Annotated in this window: 20 protein-coding genes; 11 read left to right on the top strand and 9 right to left on the bottom strand. The window is 32.9% G+C overall.

All coding sequences use genetic code 11. From position 1 onward, the window contains the following. The first annotated feature begins 149 nt into the window (after nt 1–149). Together BXU01_RS11365 and BXU01_RS11360 are read left to right on the top strand one after the other, a co-directional pair. On the top strand, nt 150–446 hold the full coding sequence (locus tag BXU01_RS11365; RefSeq protein WP_083693327.1) for a type II toxin-antitoxin system HigB family toxin: 297 nt from the start codon (nt 150–152) through the stop codon (nt 444–446). 1 nt (nt 447) lies between these two features. Continuing rightward, complete coding sequence (locus BXU01_RS11360; RefSeq protein ID WP_083693326.1) at nt 448–816, top strand: type II toxin-antitoxin system HigA family antitoxin; 369 nt, start codon at nt 448–450, stop codon at nt 814–816. A gap of 168 nt (nt 817–984) precedes the next feature. On the opposite strand, the gene BXU01_RS11355 is transcribed toward BXU01_RS11360, so the two are convergent. The 7 genes from BXU01_RS11355 to BXU01_RS11330 all read right to left on the bottom strand — a co-directional run bounded on the left by BXU01_RS11355 (nt 985) and on the right by BXU01_RS11330 (nt 9,758). Then, on the bottom strand, nt 985–3,534 hold the full coding sequence (locus BXU01_RS11355; protein WP_083693325.1) for a sodium-translocating pyrophosphatase: 2,550 nt from the start codon (nt 3,532–3,534) through the stop codon (nt 985–987). 114 nt (nt 3,535–3,648) lie between these two features. Continuing rightward, entirely contained in the window at nt 3,649–4,179 is a 531-nt protein-coding gene (locus tag BXU01_RS11350) for an inorganic diphosphatase (protein ID WP_055097158.1), read from the bottom strand. 132 nt (nt 4,180–4,311) lie between these two features. After that, nucleotides 4,312–4,770 carry a DNA-3-methyladenine glycosylase gene (locus BXU01_RS11345; RefSeq protein WP_255373766.1) on the bottom strand — a complete coding sequence of 153 codons (459 nt, stop codon included), beginning with the start codon at nt 4,768–4,770 and terminating at the stop codon, nt 4,312–4,314. Next, complete coding sequence (locus BXU01_RS23880) at nt 4,771–4,911, bottom strand: hypothetical protein (protein WP_255373747.1); 141 nt, start codon at nt 4,909–4,911, stop codon at nt 4,771–4,773. A 197-nt stretch (nt 4,912–5,108) separates the two neighbouring features. Further along, on the bottom strand, nt 5,109–6,161 hold the full coding sequence (locus BXU01_RS11340) for an acyltransferase (protein ID WP_083693324.1): 1,053 nt from the start codon (nt 6,159–6,161) through the stop codon (nt 5,109–5,111). A 51-nt stretch (nt 6,162–6,212) separates the two neighbouring features. After that, the gene (locus tag BXU01_RS11335; protein ID WP_083693323.1) at nt 6,213–8,714 is read right to left on the bottom strand and encodes a DUF5686 and carboxypeptidase-like regulatory domain-containing protein; all 2,502 of its coding nucleotides are present in this window, start codon (nt 8,712–8,714) and stop codon (nt 6,213–6,215) included. A 66-nt stretch (nt 8,715–8,780) separates the two neighbouring features. Next, the gene (locus BXU01_RS11330) at nt 8,781–9,758 is read right to left on the bottom strand and encodes a pyruvate dehydrogenase complex E1 component subunit beta (protein WP_055097167.1); all 978 of its coding nucleotides are present in this window, start codon (nt 9,756–9,758) and stop codon (nt 8,781–8,783) included. 492 nt (nt 9,759–10,250) lie between these two features. Here BXU01_RS11330 and BXU01_RS11325 point away from each other — a divergent pair, with 492 nt between their 5' ends. From BXU01_RS11325 to BXU01_RS11310, 4 genes are all read left to right on the top strand, one after another. Next, complete coding sequence (locus BXU01_RS11325; RefSeq protein ID WP_083693322.1) at nt 10,251–10,997, top strand: electron transfer flavoprotein subunit beta/FixA family protein; 747 nt, start codon at nt 10,251–10,253, stop codon at nt 10,995–10,997. A gap of 73 nt (nt 10,998–11,070) precedes the next feature. After that, the gene (locus BXU01_RS11320) at nt 11,071–12,039 is read left to right on the top strand and encodes an electron transfer flavoprotein subunit alpha/FixB family protein (RefSeq protein WP_083693676.1); all 969 of its coding nucleotides are present in this window, start codon (nt 11,071–11,073) and stop codon (nt 12,037–12,039) included. Nucleotides 12,040–12,204: 165 nt separating this feature from the next. Then, nucleotides 12,205–12,828, top strand: coding sequence for a bifunctional nuclease family protein (locus BXU01_RS11315; RefSeq protein ID WP_042566126.1), 624 nt, complete (start codon nt 12,205–12,207; stop codon nt 12,826–12,828). Nucleotides 12,829–12,904: 76 nt separating this feature from the next. Next, complete coding sequence (locus BXU01_RS11310; protein ID WP_083693321.1) at nt 12,905–13,756, top strand: thymidylate synthase; 852 nt, start codon at nt 12,905–12,907, stop codon at nt 13,754–13,756. A gap of 51 nt (nt 13,757–13,807) precedes the next feature. Here the strand turns inward: BXU01_RS11310 and BXU01_RS11305 are convergent, their stop codons facing one another. Further along, nucleotides 13,808–14,104, bottom strand: a complete 297-nt coding sequence (locus BXU01_RS11305) for an isoamylase early set domain-containing protein (protein ID WP_083693320.1) — start codon at nt 14,102–14,104, stop codon at nt 13,808–13,810. A 237-nt stretch (nt 14,105–14,341) separates the two neighbouring features. Here BXU01_RS11305 and BXU01_RS11300 point away from each other — a divergent pair, with 237 nt between their 5' ends. From BXU01_RS11300 to BXU01_RS11285, 4 genes are all read left to right on the top strand, one after another. Continuing rightward, a complete protein-coding gene (locus BXU01_RS11300) occupies nt 14,342–14,686 on the top strand; it encodes a 2TM domain-containing protein (protein WP_083693319.1) in 345 nt (114 codons plus the stop codon). Nucleotides 14,687–14,698: 12 nt separating this feature from the next. Further along, nucleotides 14,699–15,181, top strand: a complete 483-nt coding sequence (locus tag BXU01_RS11295) for a dihydrofolate reductase (RefSeq protein ID WP_083693318.1) — start codon at nt 14,699–14,701, stop codon at nt 15,179–15,181. Between the two features lie 576 nt (nt 15,182–15,757). After that, complete coding sequence (gene ubiE, locus BXU01_RS11290; protein WP_055097184.1) at nt 15,758–16,489, top strand: bifunctional demethylmenaquinone methyltransferase/2-methoxy-6-polyprenyl-1,4-benzoquinol methylase UbiE; 732 nt, start codon at nt 15,758–15,760, stop codon at nt 16,487–16,489. A gap of 1 nt (nt 16,490) precedes the next feature. After that, the gene (locus BXU01_RS11285) at nt 16,491–17,204 is read left to right on the top strand and encodes a porin family protein (protein WP_055097187.1); all 714 of its coding nucleotides are present in this window, start codon (nt 16,491–16,493) and stop codon (nt 17,202–17,204) included. Nucleotides 17,205–17,213: 9 nt separating this feature from the next. Here the strand turns inward: BXU01_RS11285 and BXU01_RS11280 are convergent, their stop codons facing one another. After that, complete coding sequence (locus tag BXU01_RS11280) at nt 17,214–17,942, bottom strand: RNA methyltransferase (RefSeq protein ID WP_083693317.1); 729 nt, start codon at nt 17,940–17,942, stop codon at nt 17,214–17,216. Nucleotides 17,943–17,979: 37 nt separating this feature from the next. On the opposite strand from BXU01_RS11280, the gene BXU01_RS11275 reads away from it, so the two are divergent. Then, nucleotides 17,980–20,535, top strand: a complete 2,556-nt coding sequence (locus BXU01_RS11275) for a BamA/TamA family outer membrane protein (protein ID WP_083693316.1) — start codon at nt 17,980–17,982, stop codon at nt 20,533–20,535. The last annotated feature ends 31 nt before the right edge of the window (nt 20,536–20,566 follow it).

Here is a 20,566-nt window from a genome sequence, read left to right as displayed (position 1 = left end):
AATAAAAAATGCCTCTAAATATTTTAGAGGCATTTTTGCTATATAACAATATCAAATCTTAATTTAATATAAATATTTTCTTACTTTTGTTTTTTTTTAAAACATATTTCCCGATTCGGGAAATAATAACTACATTTGCAATATCAATTATGAGAATAATAGCAAAAAGAACATTGCAACTTTTTTGGGAACGATTTCCAAATGCAAAACAACAATTATTATCATGGTATCAAATTCTTGACAAGAGTAACTTTAATAATTCTAATGACATAAAGGCTGTTTTTGGTTCGGCAGATTTTGTAGATAATAATAAAGTAATCTTTAATATTTGCGGAAATCAATATCGACTAATTGTAAAAATTAATTATGACACACAAATTGTATACATACTATTCGTAGGAACTCACAAAGAATATGACAATTTAAAAGATATTAAAAATTTGTAATATGGAAATAAGACCTATAAAAACAGAAAAGGATTATGATTTAGCTTTAGAAAGGGTAAATACTCTTTTTGATGCAAAACCAAATACAAATGAAGGTGACGAATTAGATATTTTAATAACACTTATTGAAAAATACGAACAAATACATTACCCAATACCTGAACCTGACCCAATTGAAGCGATCAAGTTTATGATGGAACAAAATGGACTTACTGACGCAGATTTAGGAATTATTTTAAATAGCCGCTCAAGGGTTTCAGAAATCTTTAAACGAAAAAGAGCTTTAACAATAACACAAATTAGAGTTTTAAACGAAAAACTACATATACCAGCTTCAACTCTAATAAAAGAATATGTTTTAATTAAATAAAAAATGCTTCTAAATATTTAGAGGCATTTTTATTTATATTCTTTTGATTTTCCTAACAGGTTTTAAAAACCTGTTAGGTATAATCTTATTTTTATTTTCTTACTATTTGTAATCCAAACAAATACCTAACAGGTTTTCAAAACCTGTTAGGATAGATATATTGCTAAATTATTTCGCAGCTTCAATTTTTGCTTTTACTTCAGCTTCTGTACCTTCATAAACTTCGGTAGTTGTTTTACCGTTTTCTGTTTTTGTTACAGTTCCCGTTGTAACACCATTCACAGTAGCTAAATTAACTTCAAGTCTGTTTTTGGCATATTTAGTAGTATCAAAACAATCTGTTTTTTGATGTGTATATTTTCCGTTTACATCATAATGAGCCAAACATTTTGCAGTTTCTTCGGCTGTGCATCCTTTTTCTTTGCACATTTTAATACATTCTTCTTTCGTCATCATTGAAAGGTCTCCGCATTTAGAAACTCCACCTGCGTGCATCTCTGTTTTGGCACAACATGAACCTTTTTCTGCCAAACCTGAAGCCGAATGTCCTTCACCTAAAATAGGTGCAATTACCAAACCAATCAAACAAGTTAATTTGATTAAAATATTCATTGATGGTCCCGAAGTGTCTTTAAACGGATCTCCAACTGTATCTCCGGTTACGGCAGCTTTATGTGCATCAGAACCTTTATATGTCATTTCGCCATTGATCATAACTCCTGCTTCAAAAGATTTTTTGGCATTATCCCAGGCGCCTCCGGCATTGTTTTGAAAAACTGCCCAAAGTACTCCTGAAACGGTAACTCCAGCCATATATCCTCCTAACATTTCAGCAATTAACTGATTGTTATCTGCGTAAACTAATTTTCCTAAAATTACAATTGCAATCGGGAAACCAATCGTTAATATCCCTGGCAGCATCATTTCGCGTAAAGCAGCTTTTGTTGAGATTTCAACACATTTTCCGTATTCCGGTTTTCCGGTTCCTTCCATAATTCCGGGAATTTCCTTGAATTGACGACGTACTTCGTAAACCATATCCATAGCAGCTTTTCCAACAGAATTCATCGCTAAAGCTGAGAAAACCACCGGAATCATTCCGCCCACAAATAACATGGCTAAAACCGGCGCTTTAAAAATATTTATTCCGTCAATACCTGTAAAAGTTACATAAGCCGCAAATAAAGCTAATGAAGTTAAAGCTGCAGAGGCAATCGCAAAACCTTTTCCGGTTGCTGCAGTTGTATTTCCTACTGAATCTAAAATATCAGTTCTGGTACGAACTTCTTTTGGTAATTCGCTCATTTCGGCAATTCCTCCGGCATTGTCAGATATTGGTCCAAAAGCATCAATTGCTAATTGCATTGCTGTTGTAGCCATCATTGCCGAAGCCGCTAGAGCCACTCCGTAAAATCCTGCTAAAGCATACGAAATCCAGATTGCCGCAGCAAACAATAATACAGTTGGAAAAGTAGAAATCATTCCTGTTGCCAAACCTGCAATAACGTTTGTCCCTGCTCCTGTAGATGATTTTTGTACAATTGCCATAACTGGTTTTGTCCCTAATCCTGTATAATATTCTGTTACTGATGAAATCGCTCCACCAACAACTAAACCAACTAAAGTTGCATAAAAAACACGCATTGACGAAATATCTTTAGAACCTTCGCCAAAAAAGCTCATTTGCATAGTTTCCGGTAACATATATTTTACCAGAAAGAAACAGGCGATTGCCGTTAACACAATCGAAACCCAGTTTCCTATATTTAATGCTTTTTGTACCTGAGCTTCTTTTGCATTGTCATCGGTAATTTTTACCAGTGTTGTTCCAATAATCGAAAATAAGATTCCGAAACCGGCAATTGCCATTGGTAATAAAATTGGACCAATACCTCCAAAAATATCCTGAATATTTCCGCCCATATCTTTAATAACATAGTTTCCTAAAACCATTGCTGCTAAAACTGTTGCTACGTACGAACCAAATAAATCGGCTCCCATTCCTGCAACATCCCCAACATTATCCCCTACGTTATCTGCAATTGTAGCAGGATTACGAGGATCATCTTCCGGAATTCCAGCTTCGACTTTACCTACTAAATCCGCACCAACATCGGCTGCTTTTGTATAGATTCCGCCACCAACTCTGGCAAACAGCGCAATGGATTCTGCGCCAAGCGAAAAACCCGCTAAAGTCTCTAAAACCTTAGTCATATCATCTGATGAGGTCCAAACCCCGTTCATGAATATTTGAAAGAAAACAATAAAAAAACCTGTTAAGCCTAAAACTGCCAGACCTGCAACACCTAAACCCATTACAGTACCACCACCAAAAGAAACCTTCAAGGCTTGTGGCAAACTTGTACGAGCAGCCTGAGTTGTTCTGACATTTGTTTTAGTGGCTATTTTCATTCCCATATTTCCGGCTAAAGCAGAGAAAAATGCACCAAAAATAAACGCCACCACTATTAATATATGTGTAGTAGGAACAATAAAAGATATTCCGGCTAAAACTAAACTGGCTCCAATTACAAAAAAAGTCAGCAATCGGTATTCCGCTTTTAAAAATGCCAGTGCGCCTTCATAAATGTGATCAGAGATCTCTTTCATCTTGCCATCGCCAGCATCCTGTTTTAAAACCCAAGTCCTTTTTATTCCCATGAAAAGTAATCCTATAATCGCCATGACAATTGGCAAGTAAATCATAAATTCGTTCATAATATTTTAATGGTTATTGGTTAATATTCAATAAACTAACTAAAACGAATTTAAACAAAAAAGCAATACTCCTGACGGTAGTATTGCTTTTTTTATAATAGAATAGGGTTAAATTTATTTAATACTAAATAATCCCTCTGGTTTATTTTCAATATCGTTAAAACGTTTTGTACACTCAGCAATAATTGCAAAAGCTTCGTTTACGTCTCCCCATCCTTCTACATCTACTTTTTTATTTTCAAGATCTTTATAAACCTGAAAGAAATGCTCAATTTCTTTCACTAAGTGTGGGTTCATATCTGAAAGATCTGTCAAAGAGTTCCAGATTGGATCTGAAACAGGTACACAAATAATTTTTTCATCCGGTCCTTTATCATCTGCCATATGGAAAACACCAATTGGTTTTACTTCCATAACACATCCTGGAAAAGTTGGTTCGTTTACCAAAACCAATACATCAAGAGGATCTCCGTCAAGTGCTAAAGTTTCAGGAATAAATCCGTAATCAGCAGGATACATCATTGAAGAGAATAACATTCTGTCAAAACGCATTCTTTTGATTTCAAAATCGTACTCGTATTTATTTCTACTTCCACGTGGTATTTCGATTAATACATCGAAAGTTGTTAGTTTGTCTGCGGTCATTTTCGTTTTTTATTATTTCTATAATTTCGATTGCAAAAGTAACTAAAGAATCCTTTTTTGCAATACAAAAAGCACATTAATCTATGTATTTATTCATTAATTAATATACTTTTCCATTTATATAACAGACAGTTAATAGGTAATCTTTCTATTTCGTTTATTTAAATAATAATGCCACAGCAAATATGTGGCATAAGAGCGATACGGACTCCATTGTTGTGCATGAATTTCCATTTCGAGTTTATCGTGAATATTAAGCAATTCTTTGATCGTATTTATAACTGCAATATCGCCTAACGGAATTAAATCAGGTTCCTGAAGACAGAACATTAAGTAAATATCGATGGTCCAATTTCCTATTCCTTTTAATTTAATGAGCTCTTCCCGAACTTCTTTTGCTGATTTTGAGGATAAACTTTCAATGTCAAGTTCTTTGCTTAAAACAGCATCAGCCAGAATTTTAATATATTTTGTTTTTTGCCGACTTACACCAAGATTTCTAAATTCTTCATCTGATAAAACCGACATTGTTTCTGGATTGCAAGTCGTGTAAGCTTTTATTTTTAAGAATGTGGCTTTCGCCGAATCTATCTAAACCTGCTGTTCAAGGATCAGCAATACCAAAGTTTCGAAACCTTGCGGACGTTTCGGGATTTGCGGTAATCCATACTTCTCAATGATTTCCTGAAATATTGGATTTTTAGTGGATAGAAAATCAATAGCTTCTTGCATATCTGAGAGTTTTTTTTAGCCCCGATTACTTCACTTAATTTTCATTTTAATCGGAGTTCAGTGAACTTCGTTTGAAGTGGAAATCCTTTTGTGCGGTTCGAAGCTTCGGGATCGGAATAGCTCCTAAAATTAAATAAAAATCTCTCGCAAAGATGCGGAGTCGCAAAGTTTGTTTTCACGCAGATTTTTAAATTATTCTATCCTGATATATATTTCCCATAAGGCAATTTATTTAATGAATATATAACCAAAATCGAAATCAATAAACAAATTAAAGTTACTAAAGGAATTGCAAATAAGGGATGTATAAAATCATAATCTATTTTAATTGCCCACAAGAATCGTAAAATTAGAATGTGTAGCAGATAAATCCCATAACTGTATTTACTAATAAAATTACTAATTTTTAGTACTGTTGGATTAGAGATTTCTAAATTCTTAAAGAAAAGAAAAAGACCAACACAGACCATTAAAACGTTTAAAGTATCATAATCATAAAAATATCCTTCAAAATTATTGTTCTCGTGAGATAAAAAATAGGTCCCGAATATAGTAATGCTAACTCCAATAAAGATTAGAAAGACCGCAATCACATTAATTATTCTCTTACTATAAGCAAAAGACTTAATTGACAAATAATATCCTAAAACCAAATATCCAATAAACCCCGAAAAATAGGTTAAATCGATATTAATTCTGAATGTGCATAAAACTGGCTGATTGATAAATAAAGTAAAAATCCATATGGATATAAAATATAAGATTTCTTTTTCCGTAGCGTTTTGAATCCATTTACTTATGATGGGTACAAATAGATATATCCCAATAATCATATAAATATACCAGAGATGATAAGAACTGCCATTTAGTAATAGATGAATTACCCATTCGATAATTTCCAAAAAAGACATTTCATGACCTGCAGAAATATTATCGTTTACTGCAAACATTGCATAAACAAGGCTCCAAAATAAGAAAGGTAAAACTATTCGTGAAAATCTTTTTTTGAGGAATTCGTTTAATTCATATGTTCTGCTTAACATCAATACTCCGGTTAGCATCACAAATACAGGCACACAAAAACGCGCTAAACTATCATAAACATTTCCTGTTGACCAAACAAAATTCGAGACATAACCATATTGATATAAAATCTCTGCTGTAACATGTACAACAATCACACTAATCGTTGCTACAACCCTAAGATTAGTTGTCCAGCTCATTTTATTACCCACTTGGTTTTCACTCATAAAATATTATTTGTTAATTATAATTATGAAAGCGAAGAATCTAAATGATGGTTAGAAATAAAATCCGAAAGATCCTTTTACTGCAAATTTATTAGCATCCGGAGTGTTTAAATAACTTCCTCTCCAGGAGAAATCGATACGGAATACCTTAAAGATATTTCCAATTCCGGCATTATATTCCCAATATACATTTTCTGGCGCATTGTACGGTTGATCTGATGCGTTGATTGCTCTATTAGCATTTGAGATTGTTCCGTAAACTCCTTTTACGCCAATGAATTCTCTCCAGTTTAGTTTTCTCATAAACGGCACTCTGGCAAATAATCTTCCGCCAAAATCATGATTCCATTGTAAAGTAGTGTACTGATCTGTAATAAACTCGTAGAAATTTAAGTTACTAAACGTGTTTTCTATCGTAAAATAAGTCTGGTTACCCGGAATTACACTCATTAATCCCAACGGAATTGTACCAAAGGTTTTCCCCGTTTCTAGAATAATATTTGATCTTCCTAATGGTCCAATAATAATAGGTTGCTTGTAGAATAATTGTATTTTCTCGTAAGCAAAATCACTTTGCATAACTCCTTTAAGTCCATAACTAAAATTAACAAAGAAATGACTAAACGGACTATCTACAAGATCTCTTTCAACTCCAAAACCAATAGTTTTACGTTTTGGCATAAGTTCAAACTGTACATTGGCTTCAAACTGTTTTACTGCACTTTGTATTACACCTGCAGGATTTGCTGGCGTTGGCAAAGTCGTATAATAATCTAAACTAAAAGTTGGTGATGCCGATTCTAATGTTCTATATGAAATACCAGCCTGAACAACAAAGTTTTTTATGGGCTCCATTTCTACCGAAACGTTACTCAAATTAATATTGGTTAGTTTTCCGTTACTTCCTGTTGTAAATAATGCCGAAGAAGCAAAACTTCGTCCTAAAATATCATTTGTCGTGGTTAAACTGGCACCAATTTGCTCGATATCACGCCTGTTTCCTCCAGAAATGATGACACGTTTTTTCTTGTCAACCATCCACTTTCCTGAAACTCCGTATTTGAATTTATTATCATCAAATCCGTAAGCGGTATAGGCTTGTACACGCCATGGATCGTTTGGTCCAAAATAAGTTCTTCCACCTACTCTTAATCTCAATCCTTCAACTTCATTATATCCAAACGTAGAAAAAATAGGACCGTAGTCGAAATTTTTAAACTCCACATAACCACTTCCTAAAATAGAAACTAAATTATAAAGTTGCTTAAATCGCTTGACCGTTTGCAAAGTATCCAGCATTTTATAAATACCGGCTTCATCCTTGTTTAATTTTTCAAAACGATTTTCATCCCAAAATTCCGGCGGTCGTTCATAAACAGCATTATCTATAAAATTGACTTCTTCTTTATAAAACTTCTCCGGTTTTTGAAGATTAAATTTATGGTTACGATACAAAGTTGTTCTTTTACCATAAACTCCTTTAGATTTTTCTTTTTTATTCAAAGCAAAATCCGACATCATATAATCGCGGGTCAATAGAAAAACAGAATCATTTTCTACTTCAAATTCCTGCTCTATATAAATATCTTTTACCCAGTTAATATTGGCGCTTTTAGTAACACCCATATTAATTTTCTTGATCGCAAAAGTGGTATCGTTTACCCAAAAATCTCCTTTAAAAGTTAATTCATTTTTACGTCTTGGATAAAATACAATGTTATAACACCATTTTTTATCGATGTAAGCACTGTCTTTCAGGACATAATTATAAACATCAATTCCGGTTTTGGAAAGCGGGCTTGTAAAACTTTTGTCAAAAAAGGTAAGGTGATTATCGTAAATATTATAATCTGAATAAAGATCTTTTACAAATGATAAGATTTGCTGATTTCCGTTGAAACCGGATGTTTTACTTCCGTTTAGATTTTCTTTTACTTTCTTTAATTTATTATCGCCATAAACATCATAAACAGATTCATTGATAAAGATTGGCAAATAAGTTTTTCCGGTAACATCTGAAGTATCAACATGATTAAACACAAACTCCATTCCTTTAAAGAGTTTGTTTTTCATAAAAGCACTATCAATTGTGTTCATATCAAACTCAACCTTCTCGTACTTTTGCATTTGATATTGGTTAAATTGGTAAAGCCCGTTTTTACGTTTTCTTTCCCAAATTTTTCTCAATATATCCAGTGCCGGATTATTTTTTTTAGAAGTTTTTCCCGTAAAGATTACAACTTCATTTAATGCCTCAGCTTCGCTTAAAACTATTTTAAAATCATAGTTCACTGCTTTCTCCAATGGAACTTCCCTATCTGAAAATCCTGCAGATGTAACTAATAAAGCCGTATAAGTAATTGGAGATTCCAGATAAAAACGTCCGTCTTCATTAGAAACTATTCCGGTATTCGAGCCTTTAAAAACGACATTTGCAAAAGGTATTGGCTGATTAGATTTATCCAAAACAATTCCGCTCACTTTCGTTTGTGCAGTAGCAATATTTGCAAGCGCAAATACAAAAAATAGGCTGAGTAAAATTATTCTTTTCATAATCTGGCAAAAAAAAACTTCATCAATTAATATGACTGATGAAGTTTTATAAGTATGTTTTGTTTACTATTTATACATTACTTTCTTTACTGCTTTTACTACATCAGCGGCATTTGGCAACCAGTCTTTTAGTAAAACAGGAGAGTAAGGCGCAGGTGTATCTGCAGTTGTAATACGTTGAATTGGCGCATCAAGAAAATCAAAAGCTTGTTCCTGAACGATATATGTAATTTCAGATGAAATACTTGCAAATGGCCACGCTTCTTCTAAGATTACTAAACGGTTTGTTTTTTTAACAGATTTTAAGATTGCATCTTTATCCATAGGACGAACTGTTCTTAAATCGATAATTTCGCATGAAATACCTTCTTTTTCTAATTCATCAGCTGCAATAAAAGCTTCTTTGATAATTTTACCAAAAGAAACAATAGTTACATCTTTACCTTCACGTTTAACATCAGCAACTCCTAACGGAATTGTATATTCTCCGTCCGGTACTTCGCCTTTATCACCATACATTTGCTCAGACTCCATAAAGATTACAGGATCATTATCACGAATTGCAGATTTTAAAAGTCCTTTTGCATCATAAGGAGTTGAAGGTACAACAACTTTAAGTCCCGGAGTATTAGCAAACCAGTTTTCTAAAGCTTGTGAGTGAGTCGCTCCTAATTGCCCTGCAGAAGCAGTTGGTCCACGAAAAACGATAGGCACATTAAATTGTCCTCCTGTCATTTGACGCATTTTAGCAGCGTTATTTATAATTTGATCAATACCTACTAAACAGAAGTTGAAAGTCATGTACTCCACAATAGGACGACAACCGTTCATCGCTGATCCTACTGCAATTCCTGTAAAACCAAGCTCAGCAATTGGAGTATCGATTACTCTTTTTTCGCCAAACTCAGCAAGCATTCCTTTTGAAGCTTTATATGCCCCGTTGTATTCTGCAACTTCTTCGCCCATTAAATATATGGATTCATCGTGACGCATTTCTTCGCTCATCGCTTCGCAAATGGCCTCTCTAAATTGTATTGTTCTCATATTTATATTGTATGTTGAATTTTCTGAAGAGCAAAAATAAATATTTTAAATAACTTAAAAGCATAAATTAGATTTAAAATCACATGATCTTACTCCTGCCCTGCGCTTTTAACTTTTTAAAAATTATTGTGACATTTACGAAATCGATATAATAGCATATTTTCATTATCAAAATGCTTAATTTACAAATTCAGGTCTTTTTGTTTAATTCTAAAATTAACAGAATTATTTCTCTAAAATGCAATCATTGGTAAAGTAAGATAAATTCAGCCCAAATTTAATAGTTGCTCAGATTCTCCGCTTTGCAAAATTCCTAAGAATCAGTACAAATGAATGAATTATATATTTTAGTTTGCACCAAAAAGAGTTCTAAATTTCATAATCTGCGAAATCGTAATAGTTTTTAAAAAATATTATGCACGCATAGTATATTATTCCGATTTTAATTTCTAAATTTGTCAAAGCATATTATAAATTATAAAATATATACTTATGAAAATATTAGTTTGCATCAGCCACGTGCCTGATACTACTTCAAAAATTAACTTCTCCAATGGTGATTCAGAATTTGATACCAACGGTGTACAATATGTAATTAATCCTAATGACGAGTTTGGTTTGACACGTGCTATCTGGTTTCAGGAACAACAAGGCGCTACTGTAACTGTAGTAAATGTTGGAGGTCCTGATACTGAACCAACTTTACGTAAAGCATTGGCAATTGGTGCAAACGAAGCAATTCGTGTAAACGCAAATCCTACTGATGGTTTTTTTGTTGCAAAACAGCTTGCTGAAGTAATTAAAAATGGTGGTTACGATTTAGTAATTGCAGGAAAAGAATCTTTAGATTATAATGGAGGAATGGTTCCTGGAATGATCGCAGGAATTACAGGTTCTAACTTTTTAAACTCTTGTACCTCTATTACTGTTGATAGTAATAATGTAAAAGCGGTTCGTGAAATTGATGGTGGAAAAGAAACTGTAAGCACTACTTTACCTTTAATAATTGGTGGACAAAAAGGTCTTGTTGAAGAAAAAGACTTGCGTATCCCGAACATGAGAGGAATTATGACAGCAAGAACAAAAGCACTTACTATTCTTGAGCCAGTTGATGCTCCTGTAAATACAAAAGCAGTGAAATTTGAAAAACCAGCTCCTAAATCAGCAGTAAAATTAGTTTCTCCTGATAATTTAGATGAGTTAGTTAATTTATTACACAACGAAGCGAAAGTAATCTAGTAATCAGTTTTTCAGTCGCAGTTTTCAGTTTACAAACTTGAAACCTAAAACTTTAAACTTAAACAAAAAAATTATGTCAATATTAATATATGCAGAATCTGCAGAAGGAAAATTTAAAAAAGTTGCTTTTGAATTAGCTTCATATGCTAAAAAAGTAGCAGAAACTTTAGGTACAACCGTAACCGCTTTAACTGTTAACATTAGCGATGTAAGCGAATTATCTAAATACGGAGTTGATAAAGTATTAAAAGTAACCAACGATAAATTAGCAGGTTTTACAGCTAAGGCTTACGCCGATGTTATTAAACAAGCTGCTGAAAAAGAAGGCACAAAAGTAGTTTTACTTTCTTCGACTACAGACAGTATTTATCTTTCATCATTAGTTGCCGTGGCTTTAAACGCTGGTTTCGCATCAAATGTTGTTGGATTACCCGTTAGCACTTCACCTTTTCAGGTAAAAAGAAATGCTTTCTCAAACAAGGCTTTCAATATTACAGAAATCAATACAGATATAAAAGTTCTTGGTTTAGCCAAAAACTCTTACGGAATTTTCGAAAGTGCAGGATCTGCATCTGAAGAAGATTTTAATCCATCAATTGGTGACAATGATTTTGGAGTAAAAGTAGAATCTGTAGAAAAAGTTAGCGGAAAAGTATCTATTGCTGATGCTGATATCGTAGTTTCTGGAGGACGCGGATTAAAAGGTCCGGAAAACTGGGGATTAGTTGAAGATTTAGCTGCAGTTCTGGGAGCTGCAACTGCATGTTCTAAACCAGTATCTGATTTAGGATGGAGACCTCACAGCGAACACGTTGGACAAACAGGAAAACCTGTTGCAACTAACTTATATATTGCAATAGGAATCTCTGGAGCAATTCAGCATATTGCGGGTATTAACTCATCAAAAGTAAAAGTGGTTATCAATAATGATCCGGAAGCTCCTTTCTTTAAAGTGGCCGATTATGGTGTTGTTGGAGATGCTTTTGAAATTGTTCCTAAATTAATTGAGAAATTAAAAGCTTTCAAAGCACAACATTCTTAATTTAAAAATTCTCTATAAAAATATAGCTGCCTAAAAATAAGATAATCGTATCTTTGCTTTAGGTGGCTTTTTTGTTCCATATTTTTTGATTAAAATTGCACCTTTATTTTCCAATCAAAAAAAGTATTAAAATGAGGCATTAATTGCCCTTTTTTACCCACATATATGAGTCTAGTAAAATTATCCATAAAAGGAATTTCATACAGTCAAACTCAAAATGGCGCTTATGCCTTAATTTTGAATGAAGTTGATGGCGAAAGAAAATTACCAATTGTTATTGGCGCTTTTGAAGCCCAGTCAATTGCTATTGCTTTAGAAAAAGAGATTAAACCTCCACGCCCGCTAACACACGATCTATTTAAAAACTTTGCAGAAAGATTTGATATTGTCGTAAAACAAGTGATTATTCACAAACTTGTTGACGGTGTTTTTTATTCCAGTTTAATTTGTGAAAGAGACAAAATCGAAGAAATTATTGATGCGAGAACGTCTGATGCCATTGCATTAGCGCTACGTTTCAACGCTCCAATTTTTACTTATAAAAACATTTTAGACAAAGCAGGTATTTATTTAAAATCAAATACTGCCGAGACAGATCAGGGTTCTCAGGAAATTGATGATGTGCTTTCTAATCCGGAAACTTTTGGTCATGAAGAAGAAAGCAATCAATCCGGAGATGTCTATGCTAAACATAGTTTGCAAGAACTAAATGAACTTTTAGATCAGGCTGTTTCTCAGGAAGACTATGAAAAAGCGGCTAAAATCAGAGACGAAATCTCAAAAAGATAATTCTTATTGTTTAATCGTGAATTTGTTTATTCGGTTAATCGATTAAACAATCCAACGAATAACCGAATAAACAACTATGAAGCAATACTTAGATTTAGTACAACATGTTTTAGAAAACGGTTGTCAAAAAGGAGATAGAACAGGAACAGGAACCAAAAGTGTTTTTGGCTACCAAATGCGTTTTGATTTAAGTGAAGGTTTCCCAATGGTTACAACCAAAAAATTACACTTAAAATCGATCATTTACGAATTGCTTTGGTTTTTAAAAGGCGATACAAACATAAAATATCTTCAGGAAAACGGAGTGAAAATCTGGGATGCCTGGGCAGATTCTAATGGAGATTTAGGACCTGTTTACGGACATCAATGGCGTAATTGGAATAGTGAAGAAATCGATCAGATCTCTGAATTGATTACAGAACTAAAAACTAACCCAAACAGCCGAAGAATGTTGGTTTCGGCCTGGAATCCATCGGTTTTACCGGATACAAAAAAATCATTTGAAGAAAACGTAGCTAATAATAAAGCAGCCTTACCTCCTTGCCATGCCTTTTTTCAGTTTTATGTAAGTAGTCCGGACCTTGAAAAAGGAGAAACAAAAGGAAAATTATCCTGCCAGTTATATCAACGAAGCGCTGATATATTTTTAGGAGTTCCGTTTAATATTGCTTCGTATGCATTATTGACCATGATGATTGCTCAGGTTTGCGACTTAGAATATGGCGAATTCATTCACACATTTGGAGATGCACACATTTACAACAATCATTTTGAACAATTAGAATTGCAATTAACACGTGAGCCTAAACCATTACCAAAAATGATCTTAAATCCAAAGATCAAAAATATTTTTGATTTTGATTATAATGATTTCACACTTGTTGATTATGAACCGCATGCGGGAATAAAAGGAAGTGTTGCTGTATAAAGTATAAAAAAATCCGCTTAATGAATTAAGCGGATTTTTTTATAGTCTCTTTTACACAACTAATACACTATTTTCACTTCCGGCAAAATCATTCCATTTATATGAATCTGCCTCCGGATCATTAACATAACTTCCATCAATTACGTATTTAAACTCGTAAATTGCATCTTTAACCAAGTCATAAGTAGCTTTAAAAGTACCGTTTTTTAACTTACTCAAAGTTCCTTCTTCAATATTCCAGTTGTTAAAATCACCAACAACCGCTGCCGAATTTGCGTCTTTAGCATCTATAGAGAATGTTACCTTACAAACCGGCTTTGTTTTAATAAATTGTTTCTTCAAAGACATAACTATTTAGTTTTTAGATTTATATACTAAATTACAGAAATTCACATGAACTTTTGATATCTTCACATCCGATTTGTGATAATATCAAAAACAAATTATTTTTTTAGATATATCAATAAATAAAGCCCGTTAAAATTTTGAATTTAAAACTCCCTGTCTATTTTAGACGAAATATTACAGAATCTAAATAGGGTGATTACAAAATAAATTTTAACTTTATAACCTCATTTAAATCTTATGGAAAAAGAAGTGCACGAACAATACGAATATGCCCGAAGAAGACTTAGACAAAAAAAAATCCTGTATTTTCATTTTGTACTTTTTCTCCTAGGAAGTCTATTTATATTTATTGCCAATAGATTTTTTGGTTTTGGGGCTAACACAGAACAAAACTGGTGTATTTGGGCCATCACAATATGGTTCTTTATCTTTATTTTGCATTTTATAAAGGTATATATCACAGACAGGTTCATGAATAAAAAATGGGAAAGAGAACAAATTGACCGACTTGTTGCTTTGCAGCAAAAAAGAATTAGTCAATTAGAATCCAGAATAAATGAGGATACTGAAAATAAAATTTAGTTTTAGAATACCATGATTATAATGATAGCGGCTGTTGCCGAAAATAACGCACTTGGAAAAAACAATGAATTGGTTTGGCATTTACCAAATGATTTTAAGAGATTCAAATCGCTTACAACGAATCATCACATCATTATGGGAAGAAAAACTTTTGAAAGCTTTCCAAAACCACTTCCTAACAGAGTTCACGTGATAATAACGCGTCAAAAGGATTACAATCCGGAAGGTTGCATTGTGGTTGACAGTATCGAAAATGCAATTGCTGCATGTCCTGAAAATGAAGATTCATACATTATTGGCGGAGGAGAAATTTATAATCTGGCTTTGCCTTACACTGATATCATAGAAATCACTAAAGTGCATCATACTTTTGAAGCTGATACTTTTTTTCCTAAAATTAATAATAACGAATGGCAGCTTGTAGAATCTGAAGAAAACCTTAAAGATGATAAGCATCTTTATGATTATACTTACGAAACCTACATCAGGAAATAAAAAAACATCCTCTTGTGAAGGATGTTTTTTAAAAAACGATTGACTTTTAGATCTGACTTATTCCAGAAATAGTTTTGGTAAAAAAAATCACAAATGTTAGAAACATTTGAATAACTGAATAACATTTAATGTTATTTGAGAACGAATCTCAAAAGCGCCTTTAATAACAAATACCACTAAGATATTAAAGGCAAGAAAATTAAAATTTCCAAAAACAAATTTAATCCTAAGAACGTATTTCGCACTTTAAAAAAGAGTATTGGCCCCAAGAACAATACTTTCAAAACTACTTCAGAACAAATGAAATTACCAGTGCAAAAAAGTATTCATTTGATTTAGCCTATTATTCCATCAATCATTAAAATTTTTCTTTTAACTGAGGCAAAGTTGGCTATAAAATAGGCATCCCACAATACCCACTTTCAGTGATTTTTTAGTGATACCTACTTCTGGTGATAGCCAAAAAATAAAAATTCAATAACCAATTACGAACCTTTGCCTAAAACATTTATTTACAAATTAAAAAACTCAATTACAGTTAAGTCAGATTGTATTATATTTGCGTAAATAAAAAAAATGTCTGAAAAAATAACCCCATATAAAGACTCTTCTTTAGGTAAAAAAGAGCAAGTTGCCCAAATGTTTGATAACATCTCTGGGAACTATGACAATTTGAATCGTGTAATTTCATTTGGAATTGACATTAAGTGGCGAAAAAAAGTACTAAAAATTGTTTCAGATAAAAAGCCCAAGATCATTCTTGATATTGCAACGGGAACTGGTGACTTAGCCATTTTAATGGCACAAACGAATGCCGAAAAGATAATTGGCCTGGATATTTCTGCAGGAATGCTTGAAGTTGGAAAAAAGAAAGTTGAAGAAAAAAAATTAGCAAACACTATTGATTTAGTTCTGGGAGACTCAGAAAACATACCTTTTGGCGACAATTATTTTGATGCTATAACAGTTGGTTTTGGCGTTAGGAATTTCGAGAATTTAGAAAAAGGATTTGCTGAAATTTTGAGAGTCTTAAAGCCAAACGGAGTTTTTGTTATTCTGGAAACATCTGTACCGGACAAAACACCTTATAAACAAGGCTATAAATTTTACAGCAAAAACATACTTCCAATCATCGGGAAATTGTTTTCTAAAGACAATTCTGCTTATGGGTATTTGTCTGAATCTGCTGCTGTTTTTCCTTATGGAGAAGCCCTGAACAATATTTTGAGAAAAATTGGGTTTATAGATGTTGTGGCTATGCCTCAAACTTTTGGTGTCGCAACAATTTATTCTGCATCTAAAAAATAGTATGAAAAAAACTGTAGTCTTAATTTTATTAGTCTTAACGACGACGCAAGGATATTCTCAATTTGCTAAAAGCATGTTTAGCAAGGATCCAATTATAAATCTTGAAAACTGGCAAAAACAGCGCCTGTATTTTGGATATTACTTGGGATTTAATAGTTTCGATTTTAAATTTGACTATAAAAATCCTGCTCAGGATATTCAGGTAAAAAAGACTACCGGTTTTAATGTTGGTGTTGTCGCTGATTTAAGATTACAGGAATATATTAATCTTCGTTTTGAACCAGGTTTATACTACACAAAACGCGATTTGTATTATCCAAACCTGGCTCTTGAAAAAGACTATTTGAGAGAAGTAAACAGTACTTATATCCATTTTCCTTTATTGTTGAAATTCTCTTCTTTGCGTACCGGAAATATCCGTCCGTATTTAGTTGGAGGAATGTCTACTACATTAAATTTATCTAGTAATTCGAAATCAAAAGATGATAATTTCGAGGGTAAATTCAGGGTAAAACAATGGACTGCGGCTTATGAGCTTGGTTTTGGAATTGATATTTTCTCTGAATACTTCATATTTTCTCCTTCTATTCGAGGTATGTTTGGTATTACAGATGAATTAATTCGGGACAATCCGGCAAATGGACCAAGCCCGTGGACAGGAAACATTGATTCAATGAAATCAAGGGCAATTTTAATAAATTTCACTTTTCATTAAAACAAAATCCTAAGTATTTCGTTTAAATTCACTAAGAATAATTGCAGTTGCGGTAGCTACGTTTAAACTTTCCGTTTTTTGCAGCTCTCCAAACCTTGGAATTGTAAGTCGGCTTGTAACCATTTTTTCAATTTCTAATGAAATCCCGTTGGCTTCGTTACCCATAATAATGATGCCGTTTTGAGGTAAATTAGATTGGTAAATGTTATCTCCGTCCATAAAAGTTCCAAAAACGGGAAGATTAGTTTCTGCAATAAAACTTTTCAAATCAACATAATTCACATTTACCCTTGCAATCGACCCCATTGTCGCCTGCACTACTTTTGGATTATAAATATCGACAGTTTCTTTTGAGCAGATAATTTGCTTGATTCCAAACCAGTCACAAAGACGTAAAATCGTTCCTAAATTTCCTGGATCGCGAATATCGTCTAAAGCCAAAATCAAACCCGAATTGATTATTTTATTTTCGGACGGGATTTTAAAAACCGCCAAACATGAATTTGGAGTTGATAAGGCACTTATTTTTTTAAGTTCCTGCTCATTAATAAGCGTACGTTTTGAAGAATGAACCTCTTCAAAATCATTTAGAGTCGTGTATAAATGCTCTAATTCAAAATTGGATAACAACAATTCCTGAATTACTTTTACCCCTTCGGCAAAAAATAATTGATTTGCAAAACGTTGCTTTTTTTGATGTAAACCTGAGATAAGTTTTATTTGGTTTTTACTAACCATAAAATAATGTACTTTTGAATTAAATATTTAAGAACACTTGAAAAAGAATTCCACAAAAATAACAGCATTTATTCTAATAGCAATATTTATTTGCGGTTGTAATGCTGTAAAAAGAGTTCCTGATGGAAAAAACCTTCTCGTTAAAAACAATATTCTGGTAAACGGAAAGCAAACCAATGATGAAATAGCCTCTAACCAAATGTACCAAAAACCAAATGGTACTCTGTTAGGATACCGTTTACGTTTAAATTTATACAATTTAGCCAATTTAAATCCAGATTCTACTTATCAGGCAAAATTTAAAAATCATCCGGGTTTATATGAGCGACAGGCAAAAATTTTATCTGCAAAACAAGTAGACAGACTTGGGCAGTCTTTTATAAATAAAGGAATTAATGAGTTCTTAAAAAATACAGGCGAGCCTCCTGTAATTATCGATACCGCAAAAACAAAAAAATCTCTTTTGCGTTTAAAGTTCTACTATTTTAATAATGGTTATTTTAATGTTGCTACAGATTACAGCATTGATAGTGTTGCCAGAAAAAAAGCTAAAATAAATTATCTTATTACAACTGGTCCGGCATATACCCTTGACACTATAAAAACAAATATCATGACTCCGGCTTTGGATTCATTATATAAAAACAACAATGAACCATCATTTTTAAAAACCGGAAAACAATATAAAACAGCTGATTTTGAAGAGGAAAAAAACCGCCTTACTACCTATTTTAGAAACCACGGTGCTTATTTTTTCCAGCCTACTTATGTTACTTTTGATATTGATACTATAGGTAAAAAGAATAAAGCCGATGTAACGCTGATTGTAAATAACAACAATATTCAGGAAAGAGACTCCAGCAGAACGGAGCCTTTTAAATTATATAAAATAAGCGATGTAAACATTTACACGGATTATTCTCCTGCAAATGCAAAGGCAAAAATTGCGGATAGTACGACTTATAACAACTTTAATTTATACAGTTACAAAAAACTAAAATACAAACCAAGAGCTATTACTGATGCTATCTTTATTAATAAGGGAAGCACTTTTTCTGACACCAGAACGACTCTTTCTTCCCGATATTTAAATAATTTAAAAATCTTTAATTATCCTTCGATTCAATATGAAGTAGATAAACGCGATTCTACCGCGCAATCCTTGATTGCAAATGTTTATTTAACGCCAAGAAAAAAATATAGTTTTGGAGCTACTTTTGACGTAACACATTCTAACATTCAGGATTTTGGAATTGGAGCAAGTATTTCTGAAACTATTAGAAACGTATTTAACAGGGCTGAAACTCTCGAGATTTCTACCCGTTTAAACATTGGTTCTTCAAAAGATATGGCCAACCCAAATGATAATTTCTTTAACGTATCAGAATATGGTGTCGATTTAAAACTGAATTTTCCAAGGATATTATTGCCTTTTGGAACTGAAAAAATTATTCCAAAAAGAATGATTCCTTCCACAAGTATTTCGGGAGGTTTCTCTAAGCAAAGAAATATTGGTCTGGACAAAGAGAATTTTACTGGTGGAATCTCTTATAACTGGTCTCCTAAACGAAACAATACGGCAAAATTAGAATTACTAAATGCTCAATTTGTTCGAAATTTAAATCCAAATAACTACTTTAAAGTTTATACATCTTCTTATAATGAGTTAAATGGTATTGCAAATACTTATAATACTGACGCAGAAAATCTTGACGCAAATCAAAATTTAAAAATCCCTGACGGAACTGCTAATTTTACAAATCAGGTATTAACCAATCAAACCGCTTTGCAGCCGGGAGATCCTGATTATAAAGATGTCGAAAGTATCGAAGAAAGAAGGGTACGTCTGACCGAAAATGACTTTATTTTAGCAACAAGTTATACTTTTACTAAAACCACTAAAAAAGATCTTGCTGATAATACTTTTTATCAGTTTAAAACCAAGATAGAATCTGCAGGTACTTTATTATCTGCTGTTTCAAGTATAGCAAATCTTCCAAAAAATGCAAATGGCAACTATGATATATTTAACTTAGAATATTCTGAATATATAAAAACCGAATTTGATTATATTAAACACTGGGATTTTGGAAAAGAAAAAGTATTAGCCGTAAGAAGCTTTTTTGGTATCGCAATTCCGTTTGGCAATTCAAATTACATTCCGTTTTCACGAAGTTACTATTCCGGAGGTTCAAATGATAACCGCGGATGGCAGCCTTATGCTTTAGGACCGGGAAGCACAAACGCGGTAAACGATTTTAACGAGGCAAATATGAAAATTGCCATGAGTGCCGAATTTCGTTTCAAAATCTTTGGAGATGTGAAGGGAGCGATCTTTGCAGATGCCGGAAATATCTGGAATGTGCTCGATAATGTGATTGATGACAAGGCAAAATTTAACAACTTAAACGATTTAGCTGAAATTGCTTTGGGTACAGGATTTGGTTTACGTTACGATTTAAGCTTTTTTGTTATTCGTTTAGATTTAGGCTTTAAGACTTATAATCCGGCGCATGAGAAGGGAGACCGCTGGTTCAAAGAATACAATTTTGGTCATTCGGTTTTAAATTTTGGGATAAATTATCCTTTCTAATGCTAATTAATTCTTATTTTTGCAACCTAAA

The organism is [Flexibacter] sp. ATCC 35103 (assembly GCF_001975985.1).
GTDB lineage: Bacteria > Bacteroidota > Bacteroidia > Flavobacteriales > Flavobacteriaceae > Flavobacterium.
Note: the sequence above shows the minus strand (reverse complement) of the source record. Positions and strands in the feature narration are given on the sequence as shown.